This window comes from Trinickia sp. Z7, assembly GCF_056498045.1.
Genome location: NZ_JAUEQW010000004.1, coordinates 229,896 through 248,991, shown reverse-complemented (window position 1 = coordinate 248,991; position 19,096 = coordinate 229,896). Strand labels below are relative to the sequence as shown.

At 65.8% G+C, this 19,096-nt stretch carries 17 protein-coding genes; 8 read left to right on the top strand and 9 right to left on the bottom strand.

What is annotated here, in order from left to right; genetic code table 11:
* The first annotated feature begins 70 nt into the window (after positions 1 to 70).
* The gene (dnaJ, locus tag QQS38_RS09930) at positions 71 to 1,204 is read left to right on the top strand and encodes a molecular chaperone DnaJ (protein WP_479645202.1); all 1,134 of its coding nucleotides are present in this window, start codon (positions 71 to 73) and stop codon (positions 1,202 to 1,204) included.
* Between the two features lie 64 nt (positions 1,205 to 1,268).
* A complete protein-coding gene (gene pabB, locus QQS38_RS09925; RefSeq protein ID WP_479645201.1) occupies positions 1,269 to 3,290 on the top strand; it encodes an aminodeoxychorismate synthase component I in 2,022 nt (673 codons plus the stop codon).
* A 240-nt stretch (positions 3,291 to 3,530) separates the two neighbouring features.
* On the opposite strand, the gene panB is transcribed toward pabB, so the two are convergent.
* The 7 genes from panB to QQS38_RS09890 all read right to left on the bottom strand — a co-directional run bounded on the left by panB (position 3,531) and on the right by QQS38_RS09890 (position 9,818).
* Positions 3,531 to 4,346, bottom strand: coding sequence for a 3-methyl-2-oxobutanoate hydroxymethyltransferase (panB, locus tag QQS38_RS09920; protein WP_479645200.1), 816 nt, complete (start codon positions 4,344 to 4,346; stop codon positions 3,531 to 3,533).
* A 58-nt stretch (positions 4,347 to 4,404) separates the two neighbouring features.
* A complete protein-coding gene (locus QQS38_RS09915) occupies positions 4,405 to 5,082 on the bottom strand; it encodes a deoxynucleoside kinase (RefSeq protein WP_479645199.1) in 678 nt (225 codons plus the stop codon).
* Entirely contained in the window at positions 5,079 to 5,627 is a 549-nt protein-coding gene (folK, locus tag QQS38_RS09910; RefSeq protein ID WP_479645198.1) for a 2-amino-4-hydroxy-6-hydroxymethyldihydropteridine diphosphokinase, read from the bottom strand. The genes QQS38_RS09915 and folK overlap by 4 nt, the downstream gene beginning before the upstream one ends.
* 66 nt (positions 5,628 to 5,693) lie before the next feature.
* The gene (gene pcnB / locus QQS38_RS09905) at positions 5,694 to 7,271 is read right to left on the bottom strand and encodes a polynucleotide adenylyltransferase PcnB (protein WP_479645197.1); all 1,578 of its coding nucleotides are present in this window, start codon (positions 7,269 to 7,271) and stop codon (positions 5,694 to 5,696) included.
* Positions 7,268 to 7,954, bottom strand: a complete 687-nt coding sequence (locus QQS38_RS09900; RefSeq protein WP_479645196.1) for a histidinol-phosphatase — start codon at positions 7,952 to 7,954, stop codon at positions 7,268 to 7,270. The genes pcnB and QQS38_RS09900 overlap by 4 nt, the downstream gene beginning before the upstream one ends.
* Before the next feature lie 10 nt (positions 7,955 to 7,964).
* Complete coding sequence (hda, locus tag QQS38_RS09895) at positions 7,965 to 8,708, bottom strand: DnaA regulatory inactivator Hda (RefSeq protein ID WP_479645195.1); 744 nt, start codon at positions 8,706 to 8,708, stop codon at positions 7,965 to 7,967.
* Positions 8,709 to 8,741: 33 nt separating this feature from the next.
* On the bottom strand, positions 8,742 to 9,818 hold the full coding sequence (locus QQS38_RS09890; protein WP_479645194.1) for an AI-2E family transporter: 1,077 nt from the start codon (positions 9,816 to 9,818) through the stop codon (positions 8,742 to 8,744).
* A gap of 157 nt (positions 9,819 to 9,975) precedes the next feature.
* On the opposite strand from QQS38_RS09890, the gene purM reads away from it, so the two are divergent.
* A complete protein-coding gene (purM, locus tag QQS38_RS09885) occupies positions 9,976 to 11,043 on the top strand; it encodes a phosphoribosylformylglycinamidine cyclo-ligase (RefSeq protein WP_479645193.1) in 1,068 nt (355 codons plus the stop codon).
* 186 nt (positions 11,044 to 11,229) lie between these two features.
* On the opposite strand, the gene miaA is transcribed toward purM, so the two are convergent.
* Both miaA and mutL read right to left on the bottom strand, forming a co-directional pair.
* Positions 11,230 to 12,198: a tRNA (adenosine(37)-N6)-dimethylallyltransferase MiaA gene (miaA, locus tag QQS38_RS09880; protein WP_479645192.1), complete on the bottom strand. Its 969-nt coding sequence runs from the start codon at positions 12,196 to 12,198 to the stop codon at positions 11,230 to 11,232.
* A 4-nt stretch (positions 12,199 to 12,202) separates the two neighbouring features.
* Positions 12,203 to 14,227: a DNA mismatch repair endonuclease MutL gene (mutL, locus tag QQS38_RS09875; RefSeq protein ID WP_479645191.1), complete on the bottom strand. Its 2,025-nt coding sequence runs from the start codon at positions 14,225 to 14,227 to the stop codon at positions 12,203 to 12,205.
* Between the two features lie 187 nt (positions 14,228 to 14,414).
* Between mutL and QQS38_RS09870 the strand changes: the two genes are divergently transcribed.
* From QQS38_RS09870 to QQS38_RS09850, 5 genes are all read left to right on the top strand, one after another.
* The gene (locus QQS38_RS09870; RefSeq protein ID WP_479645190.1) at positions 14,415 to 15,101 is read left to right on the top strand and encodes a DedA family protein; all 687 of its coding nucleotides are present in this window, start codon (positions 14,415 to 14,417) and stop codon (positions 15,099 to 15,101) included.
* A 110-nt stretch (positions 15,102 to 15,211) separates the two neighbouring features.
* Positions 15,212 to 15,838 carry a ParB-like protein gene (locus tag QQS38_RS09865; protein ID WP_479645189.1) on the top strand — a complete coding sequence of 209 codons (627 nt, stop codon included), beginning with the start codon at positions 15,212 to 15,214 and terminating at the stop codon, positions 15,836 to 15,838.
* A 14-nt stretch (positions 15,839 to 15,852) separates the two neighbouring features.
* Entirely contained in the window at positions 15,853 to 17,562 is a 1,710-nt protein-coding gene (locus QQS38_RS09860; RefSeq protein WP_479645188.1) for a SulP family inorganic anion transporter, read from the top strand.
* Positions 17,563 to 17,707: 145 nt separating this feature from the next.
* Positions 17,708 to 18,037, top strand: a complete 330-nt coding sequence (locus tag QQS38_RS09855; RefSeq protein ID WP_479645187.1) for a DHCW motif cupin fold protein — start codon at positions 17,708 to 17,710, stop codon at positions 18,035 to 18,037.
* Positions 18,038 to 18,107: 70 nt separating this feature from the next.
* Positions 18,108 to 19,073, top strand: coding sequence for a c-type cytochrome (locus tag QQS38_RS09850; RefSeq protein ID WP_479645186.1), 966 nt, complete (start codon positions 18,108 to 18,110; stop codon positions 19,071 to 19,073).
* Positions 19,074 to 19,096: the final 23 nt, after the last annotated feature.

Below are 19,096 nucleotides of genomic sequence, written 5' to 3'. Positions count from 1 at the left end.
ACGAGTCGCAAGACTCCACAGTATGCAAAAGGAGCGGTCGCGCCCCAAAGCGCGAGCCGGCGGTATACCGATGGCGAAACGGGATTACTACGAGGTTCTGGGCGTTGCGAAGAACGCGAGCGACGACGAGATCAAGAAGGCGTATCGCAAGCTCGCGATGAAGTACCACCCCGACCGCAACCCGGACAACAAGAAGTCGGAAGAGCATTTCAAAGAGGCGAAGGAAGCCTACGAAATGCTCTCCGACGCGCAAAAGCGCGCAGCGTACGACCAATACGGCCACGCGGGCGTCGATCCGAACATGGCCGGTGCGGGTGCGCAGGGTTTCGGCGGCTTCGCGGACGCGTTCGGCGACATCTTCGGCGACATCTTCGGCCAGGCGGCCGGTGGCGCGGGGCGAGGCCGCACCGGCCCGCAGGTGTATCGTGGCGCCGATCTGCGCTACAGCATGGAGATTACGCTCGAGCAAGCTGCGCACGGTTGCGAAACGCAGATCCGTGTGCCGAGCTGGGTCTCGTGCGAGATTTGCCACGGCTCCGGCGCCAAGCCGGGCACGAAGCCGGAGACTTGCCCGACCTGTGGCGGCTCCGGCGCGGTGCGAATGTCGCAGGGCTTTTTCAGCATTCAGCAAACTTGCCCGAAGTGCCACGGCAGCGGCATGTACATCCCCGATCCCTGCACGAATTGCCACGGCGCGGGCAAGGTGAAAGAAACGAAGACGCTCGAGGTCAAGATTCCTGCCGGGATCGACGACGGCATGCGCATTCGCTCCTCGGGCAACGGCGAGCCGGGCGTGAACGGCGGGCCGCCGGGCGATCTGTACGTCGAAATTCACATCAAGCAGCATTCGGTGTTCGAGCGCGACGGCGACGATCTGCATTGCCAAATGCCGATTCCGTTTACGACGGCGGCGCTTGGCGGCGAGATCGAAGTGCCGACGCTCGCCGGACGTGCGACTTTCACGGTGCCCGAAGGCACGCAATCGGGAAAGACGTTCCGCTTGCGCGGCAAGGGTATCAAGGGCCTGCGGGCAAGCGTGCCGGGCGATTTGTACGTCCACGTGCAAGTCGAAACACCCGTGAAGCTGACCGACACGCAACGCGACCTGCTCAAGCAGTTCGAGAAGTCACTCGTCGAAGGCGGCCCGCGCCACAGCCCACAGAGCAAGAGCTGGTTCGATCGCGTAAAGAGTTTCTTCGATTGACGGGTTTATCGACCGGGCGAGCCGTTGCATGATGCGCCTTCGCACAGCGCCGATGGAAGGGTAGATGAACGCAGGAACATGCAGCGCGCTTTTCGCGCTGCTCGACGATTGCGACGCGAGCGCTGCGGCCGCCACGAGCCGCCTTTACACGGGGTTCGTCCGCGAGCACGTCTGCACCGACGCAGCGATGCTCGACGCCGTATGCGCGGCGGCCGAATGCGATATGCGCGCGGGCCTGCACGCTGTCGTGCTCGGCGACTACGAGTTCGGGCGCGATCTCGAATTGCGCGGGCGCACCGCCGCGCGTGCGGTCGTCCCCCGGCAGCGGGGCGATGCCTCGCTACGCTTTTTGTTGTTCGAACGGTGCGAAAAGCGCTCGCGCGCACAGGTCGATGCATGGCTGGCCCAACTGGACGCCGAGGCGCACGCCCCCGATGCCAGCCGGTCGGCCCCTAGGGGTGCCGCCATGCCGGCGCCTCACGATACGCCGCTGCCAGCCCCCTCGGTGGCCGGTGCGGCCAATATCGTCGAAAGCGTGACGCCCGAAGCGTTCACCGCCGCGATCGCCGCAGTGCACGATGCGCTGCGTGCCGGCGAGTCCTATCAAATCAATTACACTTACCGCCTGACGTTCGACGCATTTGGATCGCCCATCGCGCTGTATCGGCGGCTGCGTGCGCGGCAGCCCGTGCGCTATGGCGCGCTCATTGCCTTGCCGGGCGACGAGTGGGTGCTCTCTTGTTCGCCCGAGCTGTTCGTGGAGAAAGTAGGTGAGCGCTTGCGCACGCGGCCGATGAAGGGCACCACCGCGCGCGGTACGTCCCCCGGCGACGATGCGCGAGCGAAGGCGTTCCTCGGGGCCGATTCGAAAAATCGCGCCGAAAACCTGATGATCGTCGACCTGCTGCGCAACGACGTTTCGCGCGTCGCCCAGACAGGCTCCGTATGCGTGCCGGCGTTGTTTTCCATCGAAGCGTATCCGTCGATCTGGGCGATGACATCGACGATCGAGGCAAACGTGCGCGAACGAACCTCGTTCGCAGACATCATGCGGGCGCTGTTCCCCTGCGGATCGATCACAGGCGCGCCTAAGCATCGGACGATGCAACTCATCGACGAAATCGAGACGACGCCGCGCGGACTCTATACCGGGATGATCGGCTGGATCGACGCGCCGGGCGCTGCAACCGCGCAGGCGGAGCCGTGCTGCGGCGATTTCTGCCTATCGGTTGCGATTCGCACGCTCACGCTCGGCGGCGCGCCGCGCAACGATGCCGGTGGGGCGCGGCGCGGGACGATGGGGGTGGGCGGCGGCATCGTGCTCGATAGTGTGGCCGCGGACGAATACGCGGAATGCCGGCTCAAGGCGACATTCCTGACGGGTGCCGACCCGGGCTTCCAGATTTTCGAGACGATGCATGCGACGCGTGAAGCGGGTGTTCGCTATCTGGATCTCCATCTCGCGCGGCTGGGCCGCAGTGCGGCCGAACTCGGCTTTCCCTTCGATGCCGATTCGCTGCGCGCCCGACTAGCCACACACTGCGGAAATTTGCCCGAAGACACCGCTCATCGCGTGCGGCTGGCATTGAGCAAGAGCGGCGCGGTCGAGATTACGGGTGGCCCTCTGGCCGCGGTAATCCGTCTTCCGCAATCGGCGGTAGGGCAATCCGATGAGTCGGCCCCGGTCGGGGTCCTACTCGCGCGCGATCACGGCTTCGCCGCTACGCGTTCCGGCGAGTTTTTGCTGCGGCACAAGACCACCGCGCGGGCCGAATACGATCGGGCGTGGCGGTTAGCGGAAGCGAAGGGCGGCTTCGATATGCTGTTCTTCAACGAACGCGGAGAGTTGACCGAGGGCGCTCGCTCGAATGTTTTCGTCAGGCTCGACGGACATTGGTACACGCCGCCGCTCGTTGCCGGGTTGCTGCCGGGTGTGATGCGGCACGTATTGCTCGAGGACCCGGTCATGCAGGCGCGCGAGCGAACGCTTACGCGCGAGGACCTGCTATGCGCAGAAGCGCTCGTGATCTGCAACGCGCTGCGGGGTGCGTTGCCGGCGCGGCTCATCGCTGACTGCGCAGCATAGCTGGCTGCCGAGCGCCGCTTCAGCGCGCCGCCTGGTGCCGCCTCGTGCGCCTGGTGCGTTGCTGCGATTCGATATGCAACGGCGATCCTACGCGTGCGCTCACCGTCGAACCGGCTTTCAGTGGAAGCCGCTGCGCCACAGCGGCGGCAAGCCCTCGCCCTGTGCCGAAGGCGCATCCGTGCCCCCGCCCGAGCGTCGCAGCAACGAGCGCGAGCGCACGGCGACGCGTAGCGAACAGCCTCAGAAAACGTGCTCGGGCCCGGGGAACGTGCCGTCCTTTACCGCCTTCACGTAGGCCTCGATGGCAGCGCCGATGCTCGGAGCGCCTGCCATGAAATCCTTCACGAACCGAGCCGGCTTGCCGGGAAAGATACCCAGCATGTCGTGCAGCACGAGCACTTGGCCGGAGCAGTCGGCGCCCGCGCCGATGCCGATGGTCGGAATGGCGAGGGCGTCCGTGAGTTTCGCCGCGAGGGCCGGCGGCACGGCTTCGAGCACGAGCAACTGCGCGCCGGCCGCTTGCATCGCCTTGGCATCGGCGAGCAGGCGCTTCGCCCCTTCATCGGTCCTGCCCTGCACTTTGAAGCCGCCGAACGCGTGCACCGATTGCGGCGTGAGGCCTAGATGCGCGCACACGGGCACGGAGCGCTCGACCAGGAAGCGAACGGTTTCGCCGAGCCATTCGCCGCCCTCGAGCTTGACCATATGCGCGCCCGCCCGCATGAGCTCGACCGAGCTGGCGAAGGCGTCCGCCGGCGTACCGTAGGTGCCGAACGGCAAGTCGGCGACGATTAGGCCGCGCGGCTGCGCGCGCGCGACGCAGGCGGTGTGGTAGGCAATATCGGCGAGCGTCACGGGCAGCGTCGTGCTTTGACCTTGCAAGACGTTGCCGAGCGAATCGCCGATCAGCAGAACGTCGACGCCGCAGCGGTCGAGCAGCGCGGCGAAGCTTGCGTCGTAGCAGGTGAGCATCGCGATCTTTTCGCCGGCTTCACGCATTGCTTGCAGTTTCGGCACGGTGATTTTCGGCCGATTGGAGTCCTGCAAATAAGTCATCGGAAGTCTCGTATTCGGGGAAGAGGACATTGGCGCGGGCGCGCCGTCGGGCCGGATATTACTCGGCTTTGACGAAGCTCGTCTTGCGCCCGCGCATCGTCTCGATCTGCTCGAGCAGCAGTGCGAAGTCGGCATCCGATCCGAGCAAGTTCAGATGCTCGGTGTTGATGGTCAACACGGGGCTCTCGTCATAGTGATAGAAGAACTGGTCGTAGGCGTCGCTCAATTGGCGTAGGTACGCTTCCGAAATTCGACCTTCTTCGGCACGGCCGCGCTTTTCCACGCGGGCGTGCAGCGTCGGCGCGCTCGCTTGCAAATGGATCACGAGATCCGGGGCGCCCGCCGCGGTCGTATCGATCGGCGCGGTCACCGCCTGATAGAGCCGCCATTCGTCATCCGAGAGCGTGAGACGCGCGAACACCGCGCTTTTCTGCGGGATGAAATCGGTAATGACGGCAACGCCCTGGGCGAGCAAATCCGCCGTTTGACGGCTTTCTTCAGCGCGTTGCAACGTAAATTGCAGCTCGGTCGCGAGCGCATACCGGGGCATATCGGCGTAAAAGCGCGCTAGGAACGGGTTTGCCTCGGGCCGCTCGAGCAGCGTGCGCATCGGCCAGCGTTCGGCGAGCCGGTGCGCGAGCGACGTCTTGCCGGCGCCGATCGGCCCTTCGATCGCGATGTAGCGGTGCAAGGCGCGCAGATCGGGCGCGGTCACGGTGACAGGCGTTGCGTTCATGGCCCTCCCGTCTTGCCGGCGCCCGTCGCGGCCCCGCTCGCCATCGCGTCGATCTTCGGGCAGCAACAGGTTTTCACTTTCTCGATGCGCTGATGCGCCACCGCCGGCAGTAGGGCATCGGCGCGCCCGTGGCCGGGGATCGAAATGTCCGGATCGATCTCGATCAACGGCACGAGCACGAATGCACGCTCGAACGCGCGCGGATGCGGAACGACGAGATCCGGGAAGTCGATGCACGCATCGCCGTAAAGGACGATATCGAGATCGAGCGTGCGCGGCGCATTGTGGAACGGGCGCTCCCGGCCGAACTGATGTTCGATCCGATGACAGAGCGCGAGCAGCGCTTGCGCGCTGAGCGACGTTTCGAGCTTGACGACTACGTTGTAGTAATCGTCGCCGCCTGCATCGATGGGCGCAGTGCGGTAAAGGCTCGACTTCGCGAGTACGGTGATGGCGTGCTGCTGGGCGAGGCAGACGACCGCGTCCTTCAAGGATTGGCGAGCATCCCCGAGGTTCGCGCCGAGACCGAGATAAGCAACCGTCATGGCATGGCTTCCTACGACTTCATGACTTGGCAATTCTTGGCAATTGCCCGGCGCGCCGCCGCCGGGTCAGTCCTCTTGCTGGCGCGGCGCGTTCTCTGCGCCAGCCGATTCCGCTTCGCCGCCCGTGCGCGCGCGTCCGCCGCGCCGCCGCCGTTTGCGCGGCGCCCGCTCGCGGCCGCCTTGCGATAGCAGTGCTTCGCGTTCGGCAGCAGTGCCTTCGATGAAGGCGCCCCACCACGCGCCGATTGCGGGATCGAGTTCGCCCGATTCGCACCGTAATAGGAGGAAATCATAACCCGCTCTAAATCTTTGGTGTTCGATGAGCTTGAGCGGGCTGCGTCCGGAGCGTTTTTCGAGGCGTGCCTGCAAGCCCCAGATTTCGCGCATGTCGGCCGAGAATCGCTTGTGGATGGCAAGCTTCTCGGTTTGCATCTCGAGCACGTCGTCCATCGCGTGATGAAGCGCGGGCACCGCAAATTCGCCGCCGGCCTCGTATTGCTGCGCGCGCTGCTGGACGTCGTGCCAGAGCAGCGTGGCGAAGAGGAAGCCCGGCGAGATGGGCTTGCCGGCTTTGACGCGCGCGTCGGTGCTGTTCAGCGCGAGCGTAATGAACGATTCGCCATGAGGCTGCTCCAGCACGACATCGAGCAGCGGCAGAAGGCCGTGATGCAGCCCTTCCTTGCGAAGCTGCTGCAGGCACGCCAACGCATGGCCGGAGAGCAGCAGCTTGAGCATTTCGTCGAAGAGGCGAGCCGCCGGCACGTTGTGCACCAGATCGGCGAGCGGTTGGATCGGGGCACGCGTGGCCTCGTCGATTTCGAAGCCGAGCTTGGCCGCGAAACGCACGACGCGCAGCATCCGCACCGGATCCTCGCGGTAGCGCGTGGCCGGATCGCCGATCATGCGCAACACGCGGGCACGGATATCGGCCATGCCGTTGTGATAATCGAGCACCGTTTGCGTTGCCGGATCGTAGTACATGGCGTTGATCGTGAAGTCGCGCCGCGTGGCGTCTTCATGCTGTTCGCCCCAGACGTTGTCGCGTAGCACCCGCCCGCTCGCATCGACGGCGTGGGTGCGGCGATCGAGCTCTTCGCGGCGTAGGCGCTTGGGCGCCGCCGCCGCTTCGCCCTCTTCGGCGGGGGCCTGCTTCGGCGCATCCATCAGCGCGCGGAAGGTCGAGACCTCGATGATCTCTTGCCCGAACTGCACGTGCACGATCTGGAAGCGCCGGCCGATCAACCGCGCGCGGCGGAACAGGCGCTGCACTTGTTCAGGCGTTGCGTCGGTGGCGACGTCGAAATCTTTCGGGGCGATGCCGAGCAGCAGATCGCGCACGGCGCCGCCGACGATGAACGCGCGGTAGCCCGCCTGTTGCAACGTGTCCGTCACGCGTACCGCGTTGCGCGAGAGCAGTGTGGGATCGATGCCGTGGATGTCGGACGACAGGATGACGGGGGCGTCGGGGCCGGGCGCGGCGGCGCGTTTGTCGGCGCGGCCCTTTTTGCGGCGCGGCTGCTCGGGTGCCTGATCGGCGAGCTCGGCGGCGGCATCGGTCCAAACCGCTTCCTCGGCGAGCGAATCGTCTCGGACTGCCGCATCCGTATCTTGGCCGAATAGCTTGCGAATGAGTTTCTTGATCACGACGGTTGGAAAAGATCGAGGATGCGCCAGCCCTTTGCTTGCGCGTGGGCGCGGAGCGTGGCGTCGGGGTTGGTCGCGATCGGATCGGTGACTTTCTCGAGCAACGGAATGTCGTTGTGCGAATCGCTGTAGAAATAGCTGTGCTCGAAGTCGGCCCAGGTCTTGCCCAGCGAGGCCAGCCATGCCTCGACGCGCACGATCTTGCCTTCGCGATAGCTCGGTGTGCCCATGCCGCGCCCTGTGAACGGCGAATGCGGCTGGCCGTCGACGGTTTCGACTTCGCAGGCGATCAGCATGTCCACGCCGAAGGCATCGGCGATCGGGCGCGTCACGAATTCGTTCGTCGCCGTGACGATGCAGCACAGATCGCCCTTGTCTTGGTGTTCGCGCACGAGTTCGAGCGCGACCGGGACGAGGGCGGGCCGGATGACCTCATGCATGAATTGCTCGTGCCAAGCTGCGAGTTCGGCGCGCGAGCGATGCGCGAGGGGCGCGAGAATCGTCTCGAGATACGCGTGGATGTCGAGCTGCCCACGCTTGTAGTCGGCATAGAAGCGATCGATGTCACGCAGATAGCTTTCGGCATCCACGATGCCGAGCTTCACGATGAAGCGGCCCCATTCGTGGTCGCTGTCGGTCGGGATGAGCGTGTGATCGAGGTCGAAGAGTGCAAGGTTCGTCATGGAGCGCATTTTACTTGAAGCGGCTCGGCGGGGCCGGCGAGCCTTCGGGGACGGCGTCGGCGCCCGGCAAAGCGAGCATCGTGCGCAGCAGCGGCAGCGTAATGGCGCGCTTTTGCTCGAGCGAGAACCGGTCGAGCGCATCGAGCAGCGCCATGAGGCTCGGCATGTCGCGCCGGAAGTGGGTGAGCAGGTAGGCCGGGACATCGTCGGCGAGCGCGATGCCGCGCTCCTTGGCCGCGTGCTTGAGCACTGCCGTCTTGCGCTCGTCTGGCAGCGGCGCGAGGTGAAAGACGAGGCCCCAGCCGAGGCGGGTGCGCAGATCTTCGCGCACGGCGAGCCCGATCGGCGCCGCGTTGCCGGTGGCGACGAGGGCGCTCGTCGGATGGGCGCGCACCTCGTTGAACAAATTGAACAGGGCGATCTGCTGCGCGCCCGAGAGTTTGTCGCAATCGTCGACGGCGTAAATGGTCACGCTCGGGTTGAACGCGAACGCCGTCAACGCGCTTTGCGGCCCGAGGAACGAGGCGCGCCCGGGGGCGGCGCTATGCACCAGCGCCGACAGCAAATGGCTGCGGCCGCTGCCTGGCTCGCCCCAGACATAGAAGGTCCGATCGGCGAGCGGGCCCGCCGCGAGCGCGCCGTCGAGCTCGGCGAGCCGCGCCACGAGTTCGGCATTGGCGCCGGCGAAGAAATTGTCGAACGTCGACGGCGGCGGCGTGCCGAGGTCGAGCGTCAATTGGCGATGCACAGTCACGATGTAAAACGCAATCGGTCGGTTTCTTTCGAATCAGTTCTTGTAGAGCGCGCTCGCGAGATAGCCTCGGCGCATCTCGCGCAGCGCGGTGGAAATGATCGCGCTGACGGGCAGAGCGAGCAGCACGCCGAAAAAGCCGAACAGTTGGCCGAACGCGAGCAACGCGAAGATCACGGCGAGCGGATGCAGGCCGATGCGTTCACCCACGAGCCGCGGCGTGAGAAACAGGCTCTCGAGGATCTGTCCGACCCCATAGATGATCGCCACGGCCACGAAGCCGTAGAGACTGCCGAACTGCAACAGCGCCGCGAGCAGCGCGAGCGCGAGCCCGGTCGCGAAGCCGACGTATGGGATGAAGACGGCGAGCCCCGTGAAAATGCCGATCGGCAGGGCGATCTCGAAACCCGCGATCGTCAACGTCAGCGCGTAGAACACGGCCAGGACCGCCATCACCACCAACTGGCCGCGCAAGTACTGCGACAGCGTGCGGTCCATTTCGACAGCAAGCTCCAAGGTCTTGGGCAGCCAGCGCCGCGGGACGACGGCGGCGAGCCGCGCGAGCATCGTGTTCCAGTCGTAAAGCAGGTAGTAGAGCACGAGCGGCACCATGACGACGTCGCCGATCACGGTGATCATGACGTTGCCGCTCGTGCGCAGCGACTTCCACGCCGCGAGCGCGACGGTTTGCGCGCTGCTCTCGAGTTGCGTCGTCAGCATGTCGCGCAGGCTCGAGAAATCGAATACGTCGGCAAACCCGAGCAAGGCGAGCTTGGGCTGGGCCCAGTCGTGCAGATGCGAGATCAGCACGGGGATTTGCGCCTTCAATTGCGGGCCTTCTTTTTGCACGACCGCGAACACGAGCAGCGCGAGCAGGGAGACGAGGATCGCGAACACCAGCATCATCAAGAGCGCGGCGAGGGCGCGCGGGACGCGGTGGCGCACGAGCCAGGCCACGCCCGGCTGCAGGATGTAGGCGAGGATCGCGCCGAGCAAGAACGGCGTGAGCACGGGGCTGAGCAGCCAGAGCAGGATGCCCAGGCCGAGCGCGACGGCGCCCCAAAAGAGGGCTTGGCGCTGATAGGGCGTAAGAAGCGGAGAACTCTGCGACAAGGGGTGCCCCTGGTTTTATCGGATCGACGGAGAGGGAGCCGGCCGCCCGGCTGCCGCGTGTCGAGCGCCGGAAGCGAGCGGCCGCGCGAGCGCCGACTCTGGATCGGCAATCGACATCGGTTAAAATCGCATTTTACCGACCTTCTCGCCCTTCCCCATGAATCAACCGAAATCCGCTCCGGACGCCCAGGCTGGCGCCCAGGGTCTGTCCTACCGTGACGCGGGCGTCGATATCGACGCCGGCGATGCGCTCGTCGACGCCATCAAGCCGTTCGCGAAAAAGACGCTGCGCGAAGGCGTGCTCGGCGGTATCGGCGGTTTCGGCGCGCTGTTCGAAGTGCCGAAGAAGTACCGCGAGCCCGTGCTCGTGTCGGGCACGGACGGCGTCGGCACGAAGCTGAAGCTGGCGTTTCATCTGAATAAACACGATACGGTCGGCCAAGATCTCGTGGCGATGAGCGTGAACGATATCCTCGTTCAAGGCGCCGAGCCGCTGTTTTTCCTAGATTACTTCGCCTGCGGCAAGCTCGATGTCGGCACGGCATCGACCGTGGTCAAAGGCATCGCGCAAGGCTGCGAGCTGGCCGGGTGCGCGCTGATCGGCGGCGAAACGGCCGAAATGCCGGGCATGTACCCCGACGGCGAGTACGACCTCGCCGGCTTTGCGGTGGGCGCGGTGGAGAAGAGCAAGATCATCGACGGCAGCACGATCGGGCCGGGTGACGTCGTGCTCGGGCTCGCATCGAGCGGCATCCATTCGAACGGCTTCTCGCTCGTGCGCAAGATCATCGATCGTGCGAACCCCGACCTGTCGGCCGACTTCCATGGGCGCTCGCTGGCCGACGCGCTGATGGCGCCCACGCGCATCTACGTGAAGCCGTTGCTCGCGTTGATGCAAAAGATCGCCGTCAAAGGGATGGCGCACATCACGGGCGGCGGGCTGGTCGAAAACATTCCGCGCGTGCTGCGCGAGGGCCTGACGGCCGAGCTGCAGCAGTCGGCTTGGCCCATGCCGCCGCTGTTCGCCTGGTTGCAGCAGCACGGCGGCGTTGCCGATGCCGAAATGCATCGCGTCTTCAATTGCGGCATCGGAATGGCCGTCGTCGTGGCGGCAGCGGACGCCGACGACGCGGTGCGCGAGCTGACGGCGGCGGGCGAGCAGGTCTGGAAGATCGGCGTCGTGCGTGCGAGCCGCGAAGGCGAGGCGCAGACCGTCGTGGTGTGAGTGCTACGGCCTCGGAGCTCAGAGCACTGAGCTCCGAGGCGTGACCCTCGTGCGAGGGCGCGCGTCGTCGTTTCGATCCGCACTTTTGTTTTGCATAGCCGTCAAAAAAACCGCTTGGTATCGCGCCAAGCGGTTTTTTGTTGCGCTGCGCACGCCATGCGCATGAAAACGCGTTCGAGTTGGAGGCTATGCCGATGCGCTGCCGGCGTTTTCCCGGGCGATGGCTTCCAACACCCTCACCGCATCGTCGGTCGCGCTCGGCGCGCAGCAGTCGAGCGAAATCCGCTCGGGCATCGAGCGCAGCCACGTCAGTTGCCGCTTGCAGAGCTGACGCGTGGCAAAGATGCCTTTGTCGCGCATCGTCGCGTAATCGATCGAACCGTCCAGATACTCCCATACCTGCCGGTAGCCCACGCAGCGCATCGACGGCAGGCTCGGATTCAAATCGCCGCGCGCGCGCAACCGGCGAACCTCATCGACGAAGCCTGCCGCCAGCATGGCGTCGAACCGCTGGGCGATGCGATCGTGCAGCACGGCGCGATCGCTCGGCTCCAGCGCGATCGGCACGAAGCGGTAGGGGGTCTCGGCGCCGCGTTCGTGCGCAGCCAGCAGGGCCGACATCGGCTGCCCCGTCAACATGAACACTTCGAGCGCACGTTGGATCCGCTGCGCGTCGTTCGGCGCCAAGCGCGCTGCCGTCGCGGGATCGACGCCCGCCAGCCGGGCATGCAGCGACGGCCAACCGTCGCGCGCGGCATCGGCCTCGAGCGTTGCCCGAACCTCCGGGTTGGCGCAGGGCAAGTCGTTCAGCCCTTGCGTCAGCGCCTTGTAGTAGAGCAGGGTCCCGCCGACGAGCAGCGGCACGCGGCCGCGCGCGAGGATGGCCGCGATCGCCTCGAGCGCATCGTCACGAAAGTTGGCCGCACTATACGCTTCGGTCGGATCGCGGATGTCGATGAGGTGATGCGGCACGCGCGCGCGCTCCTCGAGTGTCGGCTTGGCGGTGCCGATGTCCATCTCGCGGTAGACGAGCGCCGAATCGACGCTGACGATCTCCGAAGCATGCTTGGCCGCGAACGCGAGCGCGGCAGCGGTTTTCCCCGATGCCGTCGGGCCCAGCAAACAGGCGACGGCGAGGCGGCGCGACGCATTCACGTGCTTACTGCCCGCGCAGGAAGAGCCGGTCCAGATCGGCCAGCGTCAACTGATACCAGGTGGGCCGCCCGTGATTGCATTGGTCGGCGCGCTCGGTCGCTTCCATTTGGCGCAGCAGTGCGTTCATCTCGTCGAGCGTCAGGCGCCGGTTCGCGCGCACGGCGTGGTGGCAGGCCAGCGTGCCCAGCAATTCGTGCTGGCGCTCGGTCAGCACACGCGAGCCGCCGTAGGCGTGCAAATCGGCCAGCACCGCGCGCGCGAGGACGGGCAGGTCGGCATCTTTGAGCAGCGCCGGCACCGCGCGGATCGCGAGCGTCGTGGGCGAGAGCGGGGCGAGATCGAAGCCGAGCGCTTCGAGCGCCTCGCGTTCTTCCTGAGCGGTGCCGATTTCGACCGAGTCGGCCGTCATGGATACAGGAATCAACAGCGGTTGCACGGCGATCGTGCGTTCGGCGAGCGCCCGCTTGAACTGTTCGTAGAGAATGCGCTCGTGTGCCGCGTGCATGTCGACGATGACGAGGCCGCGCGTGTTCTGGGCGAGCACGTAGACGCCATGAATCTGGCCGATGGCGAAGCCGAGCGGATGATCGAGATCGGCCGGCAGCGCGTGCGGCGATGTCATCCCGTAGGGCGGGGCGGCGCTTTCGCGCGCTTCCAAGTTCGACGCGTTCCCAACCGAGGAGGAATCGCGCGCCGGCGCGCCGCCTGTGTCCGAGGCGCTGCCGTCGGCACGCGCGGCGTCCTTGCGGCCGAACAGGGCATCGTAGAGCGCTAGCGGTTGCGCGACGGGCAGCGTGCCTTGCGTCATGCGCGAGTCGCGCATCCAGGTGGAGCCGCTGCGATTTGCCGCCGAAATCGAGGCATTGCCGTGCGCAGGGATGGTGGCGCCCGCCGCACCGCTTGTGTTCGCCGCGCCGTCGAAGGCGGCGCCCGCCCGCGGTTCGATCTGGGCGGCATGGCCTAGCGCCGTCGTCTCCGGCGACGCGCCTGCGTGGCGGGCGAGCGCGCGCTGCAGCGCGTGGAACACGAACTGATGGACGGCGCGCGAATCGCGAAAGCGCACTTCGATCTTCGACGGATGCACGTTGACGTCCACCGCTTCGGGCGGCAAGTCGAGAAACAACACATACGAGGGATAGCGATCGCCGTGCAGAACGTCTTCATACGCGGCCCGCACGGCATGCGTGAGCAACTTGTCGCGCACGAAGCGGCCGTTGACGAAAAAGTATTGCTGATCGGCGCGGCCGCGGCTTGCGGTCGGCAGGCCGGCGCAGCCGTAAAGGGCGATTTCGCCGGCGTCTTGCTCGAGCGGCAAGTGAGCGCTCGCGAAAGCCTCGCCGAGAATCTTGGCGACACGCACGGTCGGTTCGCTCGCGTTCCAATGCTCGAGCGCGCGGCCGTTGTGCATCACGGAGATGGCGACATCGGGGCGAGCCAGCGCGGCGCGCCGGATCATCTCGACGCAATGGCCGAGTTCCGTTTGTTCGCTTTTGAGGAACTTCCGGCGCGCGGGCGTGTTGAAGTAAAGCTCGCGTATTTCGATCGTCGTGCCCACGCCGCCTGCGGCCGGCGTCAATGCGCCCGTTTGCGCGTCGATGCGGGTGGCATGGGCGGCGTCATGGGTGCGGCTCGTAATGAACGTTTCGGCCACCGAAGCGATCGAAGCGAGCGCTTCGCCGCGAAAGCCGAGTGTGGCGACCGCTTCGAGTTCGGCCAGCGAGCGGATTTTGCTCGTGGCGTGGCGCATCAGCGCCAGCGGCAGTTCGGCGGAGGGAATGCCGCACCCGTCGTCGGCGATCGAAATGCGTTTGACGCCGCCTGCGTCGAGCAGAATGCGTAGCGTTTTGGCGCCCGCATCGAGCGCGTTTTCGAGCAGTTCCTTGACGACCGAGGCTGGGCGCTCGACCACCTCGCCGGCGGCGATCTGGCTGATCAGTTGGTCGGGCAGCGGCGCAATCGCGCGGCGCGCGCTCGCCGTGGCTGGCGTAGCGCGCTCGGCGCCGGCTGGCGATTCGGGGAATTCGGACATGGCGGGATTATAGCGATTCGGCGCGCCCCCAAGACCGTCGGGCGACGCTCGCACCGGGTCGTTTCGAGATCGGCCACGGGGTTTCGCGGGGTTTCGGTATGATGGCGCGATGGCGCCGGGCGGGCAGGCTTGGCTGCGCGCAATCGTGAGACGTTTTGCTCGTTTCTACTTTTTGGAAGGAAAGCCTTTGGACACGCTGCTTCATTTCGTCGCCTTGATTTTGCACATCGACAAGTTTCTCGGCGATTTCGTCCATCAATACGGCGCGTGGGTGTACGCAGTGCTGTTCGCGATCGTGTTTTGCGAGACGGGCCTCGTGATCTTGCCCTTCCTGCCGGGCGATTCGTTGCTCTTCATCGGTGGCGCATTCTGCGCGGCCGGGCAGATGAATCTGCCCTCGCTCATTGCGCTGTTGCTGGTCGCGGCAGTGGGCGGCAACACGGTCAACTACATCGTGGGGCGCGCGATCGGGCCGAAGGTCTTCAATACGCACGTTCCATTCTTAGAGCGCTTCCTCGATCGTGCCGCCTTGCAAAAGACGCACAACTTCTATGAACGGCACGGCGGCAAGACGATCGTCCTCGCCCGCTTCATCCCGGTCGTGCGCACCTTTGCTCCGTTCGTCGCGGGCGTGTCCGAGATGCGCATGGGGCGCTTCCAACTCTTCAACGTGACTGGCGCCGCGCTGTGGGTGCTGCTGCTCGTGCTGGCCGGCTATTTCTTCGGCAATATTCCGTTCATTCGGCAATATCTGAACCTGATCGTGCTGGTCGGAGTGGGCGCGGCGGTCGTGCCCGTTGCGCTCGCCGCGCTGTGGAAGCTCATGCGCAAGAAGTCGGGGGCCGGTGTGGCGCGCAATAGCGGCACGCATTAGCGGGGGCACGTGCGCGCCGCGCATTACTGGCGACACGGGTCGGACGTCGTTGGCCCGCGTGGCGCACCGGTCGTGCGTGGCTGACTAGGGAAAACGAAGAGGGGTTCACCGTGAATGGTTCGACCGCCGATGTTCGCTTGATCTCGGCCAAGCTCGAAGCACTGCGGCCCACCCAGATCACCGTGGGCTATCACGAAGTGCGCGCCAAGCGCGCGCATTGGCAATCGCTCGGCAAGAAGGCGCGCGGCCAGGCCATTGCGACGCATTGGTTCCCGGCCGTGCTGGGGCTGGGCGGGCAGCACTTCGTCGTCGATCACCATCATCTCGGGCTGGCGCTGATCGAGGAAGGCGTGAGCGAGGTTCAGATCATGGTGCTGCGCGACCTGTCGTGGCTCGAGCCCGTCATCTTTTGGCGCATGATGGAGCACTATCAGTGGGTGCATCCGTTCGGCCCCGATGGTACCCGGCACGATTACGCGCGCTTGCCGCAGAAGCTGTCGGAACTCGTCGACGACCCATATCGCAGCCTGGCCGGCGAACTGCGCCGCCTCGGCGGCTACGCGAAGGACATGACGCCCTTCAGCGAGTTTCTCTGGGCCGATTATCTACGCTTGAAGATTCCCGAAAAGCGCGTTCGCAAGGACTTCGACAAGGCGCTGGCGCAAGCGCTCGCCTATTCGCACGATGCCGACGCGCGTTACTTGCCGGGCTGGTCTGGCGCGTTGCCGGCGGGTTGAGCGCGCTCGACGCTATGACGATCGATACCGGACACGCGGCCGCCGCTCACCTGCAAGACCCCGCGCACTACGCCACGCGCCGCGCGCCGAAGCCTCCCGCACTGCGGGCCGCGAGGGACGCGCTCGCCGGCATCTCGATTGCGGGCTTGCTGTTGCCCGAGGCCGTCGCCTATGCGGGCATCGCCAATTTGCCGCCGCAGGCAGGCCTCGTCGCGTTGCTGGCCGGGCTTACCGTCTACGCCATACTCGGCAGCAGCCGCTTTGCCATCGTCTCGGCCACGTCGTCGTCGGCGGCAGTGCTCGCCGCGACCGTCAGCGCGCAGACGGGCGGGGGCGGCGCGCAACTCGCGTACGCGGCGGCGCTTGTCGCGGCGACGGGTATTTTATTCGCGCTGGCGGGCTTTGCCCGTCTCGGTGGAATGTCGGATTTCGTCGCCAAGCCCGTGCTTCGGGGCTTCGCGTTCGGCCTCGCATTGACGATTGCCGTCAAGCAATTGCCGAGCATCCTCGGCGTGACCCCGCACTTCGCCGACGTGCCTCGCGTCGCGTTCGATCTTGCCCGGCAATGGGACCGATGGAACGTGCATAGCGTTGCGCTCGGCGGTCTCGCGCTGATGATCCTGTTCGTGCTCGGCCGTCGCGCGCGTATTCCCGCGACGCTCGTCGTGATCGTGCTCGGCATCGGCGCCGGGTACTTCGTCGATTGGCATCGCTGGTCGATTGCGGTGGTCGGGACGATAGACGTGCGAGACGTGCGCGTCGGGCTGCCCGCGTTGGCGCGCGCGCAATGGCTGCAAACGGCGGAACTCGCTTTCGCGCTCATGCTCATCCTCTATGCCGAGTCTTACGGCTCCATCCGCAGTTTCGCGCTCAAACATGGCGACACCGTATCGGCCAGTCGCGACCTCGTCGCGCTCGGCGGCGCGAATATCGTTTCGGCCTTGCTGCAAGGCATGCCCGTGGGCGCTGGCTACTCGGCGACATCGGCGAATGAAGCGGCAGGCGCGCAAACACGTTGGGCGGGGCTCGTCGCCGCGGCGGTCGTCGCGCTGATCGTTGCCTTCTTGCGTCCGCAACTCGGGCGCATTCCGGAGCCGGTTTTGGCGGCGATCGTCATTTACGCCGTCAGCCATTCGCTGCATCCGGACGTGTTTCGCCCGTACTGGGTGTGGCGACGCGATCGGCTCGTTACCGTCGCATCGCTCGCGGGCGTATTGCTGCTCGGCGTGCTGCATGGGCTGCTCGTCGCGATCGGCGTGAGCCTGCTCGTCACGCTGCGCGATTTTTCCGAGCCGATGGTGAGCGTGCTTGGGCGGCTGCGCGATAGTCACGATTTCGTCGATCTCTCGGCGCATGCCGACGCGCAGCCGATCGAGGGCATCATGATCGTGCGGCCCGAGGCGCCGTTGTTTTTCGCCAACGCCGACCGCGTCCTGGGCGAGGTGCGCAAACTCGCGGCCAGCCAGGCGAACACCCCAGGCACCATCATGCTCAGCTTGGAGGAGACGCCCGATGTCGACGGCACGGCCATCGAGGCGCTACGCGTCTTCGCCGCCGAGCTGCGGGCGCACGATCAGAGGCTCGTGCTGGTGCGCCTGAAGCCGCGCGCGCTCGCGGCGCTCAGACGAGCCGTCGACGAGACGCTGCCGCTCGATGCGCTGCGCGAACTGAGCGTCGACGAATGTGTGCAATCGGTTCTCGCGGGTTCGCAGCATGCGCGATAGTGCGTCGCGGGGACGCTGTCGGCGGTCTAGAAGACCGGAAAACCAGAAGACTAGAAGATGAGCGAATTGCGCGCGGCGTCGTTCGTCGCTATGTTCACGCGTACGACGCGCATCGTTTCGTTCTTCAAACAGGACATCGCCTTCAATGAAAATAACCGAGACCCCGTTCGGCGTGACCGATTGGTCCGACGTCGATCCGCAAGCCCATCCCGGCGAGGCGGGCACGGCTTTCTGGCGCACGCGCCGGTTCGGCGATATCCGCGTTCGCCAGGTCGAATACACCCCCGGCTACCTGGCCGATCATTGGTGCGTGAAAGGGCACATCCTGTATGTGCTCGAGGGCGAGCTGCACACCGAGCTTCAGGATGGTCGCCGCTTTGTGCTCAAGGCGGGCCAGAGCTACCAGGTCGCGGACGATGCCGAACCCCATCGTTCGAGTACGCCGGTCGGGGCGAAGCTGTTCATCGTGGATTGACGGCGATCGCCGGGGCACGGCGAACGCCCAGCTGGGCGACACATAGAGACGAAAGAGGAGACCCGTACACATGAATCATCGGTTCCCCGGCAGATTCGGCGAGGTTCGACTCGCTGCCCGTGAGCGCGCGCACACGCGCTTCGCCTTATCCTCCGCATGGCGCGCTCGAAGGTGGAAGGCCGTTTGCATCGGCGTGTCGGTCTTCGCTGCGCCGGCGCTGCCGACGGCAGCGGCCGAGGCCGGCGCGACGCCAATCGCTGCGCCGAACGGTAGCGCCACGCCCACACTCACCGCCGAGACCCTGGAAGCACGACTCGCTGCATTGCCGGCGGGGCCCGACAAAGATGCCGTCATGCTCGGTTATCACCTGAGCGTCGACACGCCGCACTATGCGCAAGGCCACGTGCCCGGCGCCGCGGTGTCGTGCGCGAGCTGCCACATCGGCGCCGGCACGACGCCGCATGCGTCGCCCTGGTACGGCATGACCGGCGTCACGCCTGCGTACACGGCGCGCAGCGCCATGGTCGAGTCGCTGGCGCAGCGCATCAACAACTGCTTCCGCCGCTCCGAAAACGGCACGCCGCTCGCACTCGATTCGGCGGAAATGAACGGTTTTCTGGCCTATATGACGTTCGTTTCGCAAGGGGTGCCGAGCGGCGCGTTCGGCCCGGGGCGCGGCATGGGAAAAATCGAGAACGTCGCAAAGATGACCCCGGACCCCGTGCACGGCAAGGCGATTTACGGTGAGCGCTGCGCCTCGTGTCACGGCGCCAACGGGCAGGGCGTGCAAAGCGACGGCCGCTATGTCTTCCCGCCGCTGTGGGGCGACGCCTCGTTCAATATCGGTGCGAGCATGGCGCGCATCGGCACGGCTGCGGCGTTCATCAAGCACAACATGCCGCTCGGCAATCCGAACCTTGGCGATCAAGACGCGCTCGACGTGGCGGCTTATGTGACGCATCAGCCGCGCCCCGATTTCGTGGGCAAAGAGAACGATTGGCCCAAGGGCGGCAAGCCCGCGGACGCCAGGTACTGACATCGACATCGAGGCCCGGATCG